This is a genomic window from Stenotrophomonas sp. STEN020 (assembly GCF_056760195.1).
This window is the reverse complement of sequence record NZ_JBRREI010000011.1, coordinates 93,740-100,323: the sequence shown is the minus strand read 5'-3', so window position 1 is coordinate 100,323 and position 6,584 is coordinate 93,740. Positions and strand designations below refer to the sequence as shown.

Sequence of the window (6,584 nt, the reverse complement as noted above, 5' to 3'; positions counted from 1 at the left end):
CCCCCCGCCCCCCCCCGGGGGCGCTGGGTTTTTTGTGCGCCCCCGCCCCCCCCCCCCACCCCCCTCCCGCTCCTGCAACCTTTGCCTGCGCGGCTCCCCCCGCTCCTACAAAAGAATGCCCGGGGTGCTGCGGGCTCTCAGCGGGCAGCGCCAGTCTCGGTGTTCGGGCCATGCTCGGCTATCATCGTCGGCATGCATGAAGTCAGCCTGATCCTCCTCCAATCCTCGTTTCCGTGCCCCGCCAAGGCCCCGCAATGCTCTGGCGGTGCGGCATGAATGCGATCCGTCCGTTGCCGGAAATCCTGATCAACCAGATCGCCGCCGGCGAAGTGGTTGAACGTCCCGCTTCGGTGGTCAAGGAGCTGGTCGAGAACGCGCTCGATGCCGGCGCCACACGTGTCGATATCGACCTGGAAGAGGGCGGCGTACGCCTGATCCGCATCCGCGACAACGGTGGTGGTATCGCCGCGGACCAGCTGCCGTTGGCGGTATCGCGTCACGCTACCAGCAAGATCGCCAGCCTGGATGATCTGGAGTCCGTCGCCACGCTCGGCTTCCGTGGCGAAGCCCTGCCATCGATTGCTTCGGTCAGCCGCTTCACCCTGGCCTCGCGGCGTGCCGATGACGAGCACGGCTCCGCCTTGCAGATTGAAGGCGGCAAGCTCGGCGATGTCACCCCGCGTGCGCACGCGCCCGGCACCACGGTCGAAGTGCGCGAGCTGTTCTACAACGTGCCGGCACGGCGCAAGTTCCTGCGTGCCGAGCGCACCGAACTTGGCCATATCGAAGAGTGGTTGCGCTCGCTGGCACTGGCGCGTCCGGATGTTGAACTGCGCGTTTCGCACAATGGCAAACCTTCGCGTCGCTACAAGCCCGGCGATCTGTACTCGGATGCGCGTCTGGGCGAAACCCTGGGCGAGGACTTCGCACGCCAGGCGCTGCGCGTGGATCACAGCGCCGCTGGCCTGCGTCTGCACGGCTGGATTGCGCAGCCGCAGTACTCGCGAGCCAGTTCCGATCAGCAGTACCTCTATGTCAATGGTCGCTCGGTGCGCGATCGCAGCGTCAGCCATGCGGTGAAGATGGCCTACGGCGATGTGCTGTACCACGGTCGTCAGCCGGCCTACGTATTGTTCCTGGAACTGGACCCGACCCGGGTCGACGTCAACGTGCATCCGGCCAAGCACGAGGTGCGCTTCCGCGATTCGCGCCTGATCCACGATTTTGTCTATCGCACACTGAAGGACGCGCTGGCTGAAACCCGCGCCGGTATGGAACCAGCTGCAGGGCCGGCGCATCCGGCCGATCCGCAGGCACAGGCTGCACCAAGCTATGCAGGTGCAGGCGGCTATCTGTTGTCGCGACCAGGCGGTAGTGCGGGCGGCGGCGGTGGCAATGGCAATTGGCAGGCGCGGCAATCGCCGCTGGGCCTGCAGGTGGCTGATGCGCCATCGGCTTATGCCGCCCTGTATTCGCCGGTTGAGGGCGGTGCCGAGGTGCTGCGCCAGACCGATAGCGGTCCGTCATTGCCACCGACCTCCAACGATGCCGGCGTGCCGCCGCTGGGCTACGCGATTGCCCAGCTGCATGGCATCTATATCCTGGCCGAAAACGCCGAAGGCCTGATCGTGGTGGACATGCATGCCGCGCATGAGCGTATCGGTTACGAACGCCTCAAAAATGCGCACGACGGCATCGGCCTGCACGCGCAGCCGCTGCTGGTGCCGATGACCTTGGCGGTGGGCGAACGCGATGCCGATACCGCCGAGCGTGAGGCGGCCACCTTGGCTGCGTTGGGCTTCGAGGTCACCCGTTCCGGTCCCGGTTCGCTGCATGTGCGCAGCATTCCGGCGCTGCTGGCCAACGCCGAGCCGGAAGGCTTGCTGCGCGATGTGCTCGGCGATCTGCGCGAGCATGGCCAGAGCCGTCGCATCGCAACTGCGCGTGATGAACTGCTGTCGACCATGGCCTGCCACGGCGCAGTGCGCGCCAATCGGCGCCTGACCATTCCTGAGATGAATGCATTGCTGCGCGATATGGAGATCACCGAGCGCTCCGGGCAGTGCAATCATGGCCGTCCGACCTGGGCGCGCTTCTCCTTGGCTGAAATTGATCGCTGGTTCCTGCGGGGGCGTTGATGAAACACGTATTGGGGTGCGTGGCTTTGGTTGCCGCGATGCTGCTCGGTGGCTGCGGCGATGATGCGAAGAATGCAGCGCCAGCGGCGAAGGTCGATCCGGCTTTTGCGCATGACAATGAGCTTTGGCGCGAGCAGCGGTTGACCGAATTGCTGGCCCCGGATGGCTGGACCAGCCTGGTCGGCCTGCATTGGCTGGACCTGAAAGCGCATTACATCGGCAGCGGCAGTACCAGCGGCATCCGTCTGGCGGCAGGGCCGCCGCGCATGGGGATGGTCACGCGGGTAGGGGACGCATGGTTTTTTGCGCCTGAGCCCGGTGTCTCGGTCAAGGTTGATGGGCAGGTGGTGAAGGGTCGTATTCCACTGCATAGCGACCATGCCGAAGCGCCAACGCTGATTCATTTCGACGATGACAAAGGCAACTTGAGCCTGATCGAGCGGGGGCAGCGCTTCGGCTTGCGGGTGAAGCACGCCGATGCTCCCGCACGGGTGGGGTTCACTCATCTGGATTACTGGCCTGCGGATCCGAGCTGGCGTATCACCGCGCGTTTCGTGCCGCACGACGTCAATAAAACCATGCCGATTGTCGATATCACTGGGCTGACCAGCGAGCTGGCCAATGCCGGCGCCATCGAGTTCGAGCGCAATGGACGCACCTGGCGACTGGAGGCATTGGGTGATGTTGGTCGTCCGTTGCAGGTGATCGTCGCTGATCGCACCAGTGGCCGTGGCAGTTACGCGGCCGGGCGTTACATCGATGTGGACGTGCCGGATGCGAAAAGTCAGGTGGTGATCGATTTCAATCGCGCCTATAACCCGCCGTGTGCATTCACTCCGTTTGCTACCTGTCCCTTGCCGCCGCCGGAGAACCGTCTGGACATGGAGATTACAGCGGGTGAGAAGGCCTATACCAAATCCAAGCAGGAGCCGTCGGCATGAGTTGGTTCAAGCGCGTAGGAATGTTGTTGGCAACCAGCCTGCTGGTCGCGAGCCCATTGCTGGCAAGTGCAGCAGTGCCCAAGTCTGCGGCCAAGCAGCCGCCGGTGCCGCTGCTGTGGAAGGTCAGTGGCGCACAGGGCAGTGAATTGTATCTGCTCGGCTCGTTCCATCTGCTCAAGGCGGATGACTATCCGTTGTCCAGCGACGTGGATCGCGCGTTCACCGGCGCACAGCGTTTGTTGTTCGAGCTGTCACCGGAGGAGATGAACTCGCCGCAGCTGGCCACGCAGATGATGCAGGCGGCGCTGCGTCGTGACGGTCGCCAGCTCAAGGATGATCTTGATGCAGCCACTTGGCAGCGACTTGAACGATGGGGTGCGGCCAACAACATGCCGGTCGATCGGCTGGCCGGGCTCAAGCCCTGGTTTGTCGGCCTGACTGTCAGCATCGCGCAGATGACCCAGCAGGGATTGGACCCGAAGTCGGGACTGGATCGGCATCTGATGGACCGAGCCGCGCGCGCCGGCAAGCCTGCCTCAGGACTTGAAAGCGCTGCCTCACAGATCACCATGCTCGACAGCATGAGCATTGACGAGCAGCGTCAGTTGCTGCGTGAAGCCTTGGAGCAGGTGGACAAGGGCGACGAGCAAAGCCGCCAGCTGCACGATGCCTGGCGCCGTGGCGATGACGTGATGTTGTGGCGGGATATGGCTGCGCAGATGAAGCGCGAGTACCCGGGGCTGTATCAGCGGATCAATGTGGATCGCAACAACGCCTGGCTGCCCAGCCTGCAGCAGTGGCTGCAACCTGGACACGGCAATACCTTGGTGGTTGTTGGCGCGTTGCATCTGCTGGGCAGCGATGGCGTGGTCGAGAAGCTGCGCGCGCAAGGCTACAAGGTCGAGCGGATCTGCAGTGCCTGCAAGCGTTGAGTGCTTTTGGTTTCGTAGCTTTTGTGGGAGCGGTGTTAGCCGCGAAGCCACTGAGGTCTGATGCCGCGGGAGCTTCGCGGCTCACGCCGCTCCCACAAACAGCACAAATGTCAGAAAAATCTCTGCGACACAAAGCAAAAGGCCGACGCTTGCGTCGGCCTTTTCATTGCCCTCAGCGGCTGCTGCGGGTCTTGCCACCGGTGCTGCCGGTCGGCGGCGGATCGGTCGGCTTGCTGGTGCCCGTCGGCGGACGCGGGCCGCCAAAGCCGGTGCCCATATTGCGCTGGAATTCCTGCCACAGCTCCAGGTTGCGCTCGGTGAGCTGGTTCATCATCGCCCACGGCGTCTGCCCGAGCAGGTTGCCCATCTGCTGGCGGAACTGCTGCTGCTGGTCCAGGAACACCTGCATGCTGCGCTCCAGGTAGTTGCCCATGAAGCCCTGCAATGAGTCACCGTAGAAACGGATCAACTGGCTCAGCAGCTGGGTGGACAGCATCGGCTCGCCGTCCTGCTCCTTGTCCGCAATGATCTGCAGCAGCACCGAACGGGTCAGGTCGTCGCCACTCTTGGCGTCGCGGACCTCGAAGTCCTCGCCGTCGAGAATCAACTGACGGACGTCTTCGATGGTGATGTAGCTGGAAATCTCGGTGTCGTAGAGCCGGCGATTCGGATACTTCTTGATGATGCGGGTCGCAGCCATTAAGCAGTCACTCGTCACGGTAGGTGCGCAGCATGGCGCAGTGCAGCAGGGCTTGCAACCGCCAAAAGTACAGGTTGCAAGCGTCGGAGAACTCTAGGTTTGTTGCGCAACATGAATCGCCATGTTGTGCAACATGGCGCGGGCTGTCACTGGGCACCTGTCACCAGCCCATGTGGTGGCCGCCGTTGATGTCCAGATTGGAGCCGGTGATCCAGCTGGCTTCCTCGGCAACCAGGAAGGCGACTGCGTAGGCGATCTCCTCCGGCTTGCCCAGGCGCCCGGTGGGGATGTCGGCAATGATCTTTGCCCGCACTTCCTCGGGTACGGCCATCACCATGTCGGTGGCCACATAGCCCGGCGAGATGGTGTTGACGGTAATGCCGAAACCGGCGTTCTCGCGCGCCAGAGAGATGGTGAAGCCATGCATGCCGGCCTTGGCGGCGGCGTAGTTGGCCTGGCCGTACTGGCCCTTCAAGCCATTGATCGAGCTGATCTGGATCACCCGGCCCCAGCAGCGCTTGCGCATGCCTTCGATCACCGGGCGGGTCACGTTGAACACCGAGTTGAGGTTGGTATTGATCACCTCATGCCACTGTTCCGGGCTCATCCGGTGGAAGGTGGTGTCGCGGGTGATGCCGGCGTTGTTGACCAGGATCTCTACCGGCCCAAGTCCGGCCTCGACCGCCTGGATCATGGCGCGGCCGCTGTCCGGGTGCGCCACGTCGCCTTCGAACAGTGCGATGTCATAGCCCTTGCTGCGCATGGTCTGCTGCCACTGCTGCGCCTTTTCGGCGTTGCGGAAGTTGGTGGCGACGCGGTGCCCTTGATCGGCGAGGCGTTGGCAGATGGCGGTACCAATGCCGCCGGTACCACCGGTGACCAGTGCGACGCGCGATGTCATGGGCTCAACTCCAGGGCAGATTGCAGGGCAGTCCCCGATTCTAATGAAACTGCGCTCAGCCCGGGGGCTGTTGCGGGGCTCGAAGCGAGGTTTTTTGCAGCCGGGCTGGCTCAAAGGCGGCTGCAGCATGCTGCAGCGCCTCGGCAACGCTGGCTGCAGCATCCAATGCGGCAGGCTGCTGGCCCAGTGCCGCCCATAGCCAGCGCAGCACCGGTACCGGCTGGGCGCTGTCGACGGGGATGGCGGCCTGCGACTTGGACAGCTTCTGCCCGGCGCTGTCCAGCAGCAACGGCAGATGCAGGTAGTGCGGAGTGGGCAGGCCCAGCGCCTGCTGCAGCAGAATCTGCCGCGCGGTGGAGTCGATCAGGTCGGCGCCGCGCACCACGTGGGTGATGCCTTGCTCGGCATCGTCCACCACCACGGCAAGTTGGTAGGCCCAGCAGCCATCGGCGCGCAGCAGCACCACGTCGCCAACTTCCCGGTCCACATCCTGTTGCTGTCGGCCCTGCAGGGCATCGTCGAAGCTGACATGGCTGCCATCGGCCACGCGCAGGCGGATGGCTGGATGCGGGCGCTGCTGGCTGGCGACGCAGCGGCGGTGGATGCCGTGCTGGCCGGCCAGGTCGGCGCGGCTGCAGTGGCAGGCAAATGCCTTGCCCTGATCCAGCAATTGGGTGATCGCGGCCTGATAGAGAGCGTTGCGTCGGCTCTGGTATTGCACCGGCAAGTCCGAGATCAGCCCGAACGCGCTGAGCGTGGCCAACTGTGAATCGACCGCGCCGGGTACTTCGCGAGGGGGGTCCACGTCCTCTACGCGCACCAGCCATTGGCCGCCGGCATGGCGGGCCAGCAGCCAGCTGCCGAAGGCGGCCAGCATGGAGCCCAGGTGCAAGGGGCCGGTCGGGGAGGGCGCAAAGCGGCCGCGGTAAGGAATAGCTGGCATCGAAACTGAATCGTCGGTCAGATTAATGC

The 6,584-nt window shown here is 64.0% G+C and carries 6 protein-coding genes; 3 read left to right on the top strand and 3 right to left on the bottom strand.

The window, feature by feature from the left end; translation table 11 throughout:
• The first annotated feature begins 272 nt into the window (after nt 1-272).
• From mutL to ACVOLZ_RS07065, 3 genes are read left to right on the top strand one after another with little or no spacing between them, the layout of a single operon-like run.
• The gene (gene mutL, locus ACVOLZ_RS07075; RefSeq protein ID WP_481515564.1) at nt 273-2,138 is read left to right on the top strand and encodes a DNA mismatch repair endonuclease MutL; all 1,866 of its coding nucleotides are present in this window, start codon (nt 273-275) and stop codon (nt 2,136-2,138) included.
• Nucleotides 2,138-3,079 (top strand): DUF1684 domain-containing protein, encoded by a 942-nt coding sequence (locus ACVOLZ_RS07070; protein ID WP_481515563.1) that lies wholly within the window; start codon nt 2,138-2,140, stop codon nt 3,077-3,079. Before mutL ends, ACVOLZ_RS07070 begins: the two co-directional genes overlap by 1 nt.
• Nucleotides 3,076-4,011 carry a TraB/GumN family protein gene (locus tag ACVOLZ_RS07065; RefSeq protein WP_481515562.1) on the top strand — a complete coding sequence of 312 codons (936 nt, stop codon included), beginning with the start codon at nt 3,076-3,078 and terminating at the stop codon, nt 4,009-4,011. The genes ACVOLZ_RS07070 and ACVOLZ_RS07065 overlap by 4 nt, the downstream gene beginning before the upstream one ends.
• A gap of 172 nt (nt 4,012-4,183) precedes the next feature.
• Here the strand turns inward: ACVOLZ_RS07065 and phaR are convergent, their stop codons facing one another.
• The 3 genes from phaR to gluQRS form a co-directional block, all read right to left on the bottom strand.
• Nucleotides 4,184-4,711, bottom strand: coding sequence for a polyhydroxyalkanoate synthesis repressor PhaR (gene phaR / locus ACVOLZ_RS07060; protein WP_481515561.1), 528 nt, complete (start codon nt 4,709-4,711; stop codon nt 4,184-4,186).
• Between the two features lie 160 nt (nt 4,712-4,871).
• The gene (gene phbB / locus ACVOLZ_RS07055; protein WP_481515560.1) at nt 4,872-5,612 is read right to left on the bottom strand and encodes an acetoacetyl-CoA reductase; all 741 of its coding nucleotides are present in this window, start codon (nt 5,610-5,612) and stop codon (nt 4,872-4,874) included.
• 55 nt (nt 5,613-5,667) lie between these two features.
• Nucleotides 5,668-6,555, bottom strand: a complete 888-nt coding sequence (gene gluQRS / locus ACVOLZ_RS07050) for a tRNA glutamyl-Q(34) synthetase GluQRS (protein WP_481515559.1) — start codon at nt 6,553-6,555, stop codon at nt 5,668-5,670.
• Nucleotides 6,556-6,584 lie beyond the last annotated feature (29 nt).